Annotated in this window: 3 protein-coding genes and 1 pseudogene; all 4 read right to left on the bottom strand. The window is 76.7% G+C overall.

Features of this window, described 5'->3' with window-relative positions:
- Nucleotides 1-360: pseudogene (locus tag IE225_RS32605) on the bottom strand (hypothetical protein); the annotation flags it as partial.
- Nucleotides 357-566: a hypothetical protein gene (locus IE225_RS32600; RefSeq protein ID WP_190061279.1), complete on the bottom strand. Its 210-nt coding sequence runs from the start codon at nucleotides 564-566 to the stop codon at nucleotides 357-359. The gene IE225_RS32600 and the pseudogene IE225_RS32605, both read right to left, overlap by 4 nt.
- Nucleotides 563-688, bottom strand: a complete 126-nt coding sequence (locus tag IE225_RS33860; RefSeq protein ID WP_268250029.1) for a hypothetical protein — start codon at nucleotides 686-688, stop codon at nucleotides 563-565. Before IE225_RS33860 ends, IE225_RS32600 begins: the two co-directional genes overlap by 4 nt.
- Nucleotides 685-1,215: a hypothetical protein gene (locus tag IE225_RS32595; RefSeq protein ID WP_190061278.1), complete on the bottom strand. Its 531-nt coding sequence runs from the start codon at nucleotides 1,213-1,215 to the stop codon at nucleotides 685-687. The genes IE225_RS33860 and IE225_RS32595 overlap by 4 nt, the downstream gene beginning before the upstream one ends.
- Between the last annotated feature and the right edge of the window lie 108 nt (nucleotides 1,216-1,323).

Here is a 1,323-nt window from a genome sequence, read left to right as displayed (position 1 = left end):
CGGGTGGATGAGCAGGCCGCGGGTGCGGGCGTCGGCGGCGAGGTTGCCGACGCGGTCGAGGGCGGCGCGGGCGTCGGCGAGCTGCCGCTCGCGGTGCTCGGCGCGCTGCTCGATCTCGCGTATGGCGGCGTCGGCGGCCTCGCGGTGTCGTTCGAGGGCCTGCGTGGTGCCGGCCATCGCCCGCCGGTTCTCGTCGGCGAGGCGCATCTCTTCGGCGACGTGGGCGCGCAGTAGGGCACCCTCGGCCGGGGTGATCACGCCCCGCTCGGCGCGGGCGAGCAGGACGTCGAGGACGGCGCGCCGGTCGTGGCGGTCTCGGGTGCGGCCCTTGGGCGCGCGCTGCTGGGGACGGGGGGTCATGCGGGGTGCTGCTCCTGGTCGTCGAGGTCGAGGGCGAGCTGTCCGGGGGTGGCGGGGCGCGGCTGCTCGGCGAGGGCGTACAGGTCCACGGGGAGGGCCCGGGTGCCGGGCGGCCGTGTCTTGCGCCGGCACTTCGGCCCGTAGCCGTCGGGCGAGGGTGCGCGCAGCGGTCGACGGCACGCCCGGCACGTCCGGGCGGGGGTCATCGGGTGTCGTCCGGGGCGCGGCCGGGCTCGCCGGACAGGGCCCATGTGATGAGCCGGACGGCGGCGGCGAGCAGGACGGCGGCCACGGTGAGGTTCGCGGCGACGGCCTGGGCGGGGCTCACCGGTCGGCCCCCTCGCGGTCGTCAGCGTCGGCGAGGGCCTGCTCGTCGGCGAGGCGGTCGGCGTACGCGGTGAGGGTGCGGCGGGCGTTGCTGAATCCGGTCAGCAGGCCGCGCGTTGAGCGGTTGAGTCCCCATCGGCCCCGGGTGGCGTCCTGCTCGTGGTCGACCAGGGCGGCGAGGTGCCGGGCGTGGGCGCCGAGCAGGATTCGGGCGGCGGCGAGGGCCTGCGCGGGGGTTCGCGGGGCGTCGTCGAGCAGGACGTCGCGGAGCGTGGCGAGGGCGGGGTCGCGGTCTTCGGCGTTGAAGTCGAGGGCGTCGCGCACGTCGGCCACCCAATCCGCGGGGGCCTGCTGCGCCTCACGCGTGGCGGTGTGGTCGAGGCTGTCGGCGAGCTGCCGCAGGACGCCGGCGGCCTGGTGCGGGTGCAGGTTCGAGGACACGTCGGTCGTGCCGTCGTTGCGTACGGCGATGATCAGACGGTGCGTGTCGAGCGAGGCGACGGCTATGCGGTCGGGCACGCGGGTCATGGTCGGGGTCGCTCCTGTCCGTGAACGGGGTGTCAGTGCTGCGCGTTGGCGTGGGCGGCGGTGCGGGCGCGGTGCACGTCGTAGCGGCGCTGCCGGGTGCCGCTGTGC

The organism is Streptomyces echinoruber (assembly GCF_014651135.1).
Taxonomy (GTDB): domain Bacteria; phylum Actinomycetota; class Actinomycetes; order Streptomycetales; family Streptomycetaceae; genus Streptomyces; species Streptomyces echinoruber.
Note: the sequence above shows the minus strand (reverse complement) of the source record. Positions and strands in the feature narration are given on the sequence as shown.

Bases quoted from the DNA above. Each gene is read 5' to 3' on its own strand.
- IE225_RS32600 (WP_190061279.1), bottom strand. From the start codon at position 566: ATGACCCCCGCCCGGACGTGCCGGGCGTGCCGTCGACCGCTGCGCGCA.
- IE225_RS32595 (WP_190061278.1), bottom strand. From the start codon at position 1,215: ATGACCCGCGTGCCCGACCGCATAGCCGTCGCCTCGCTCGACACGCAC.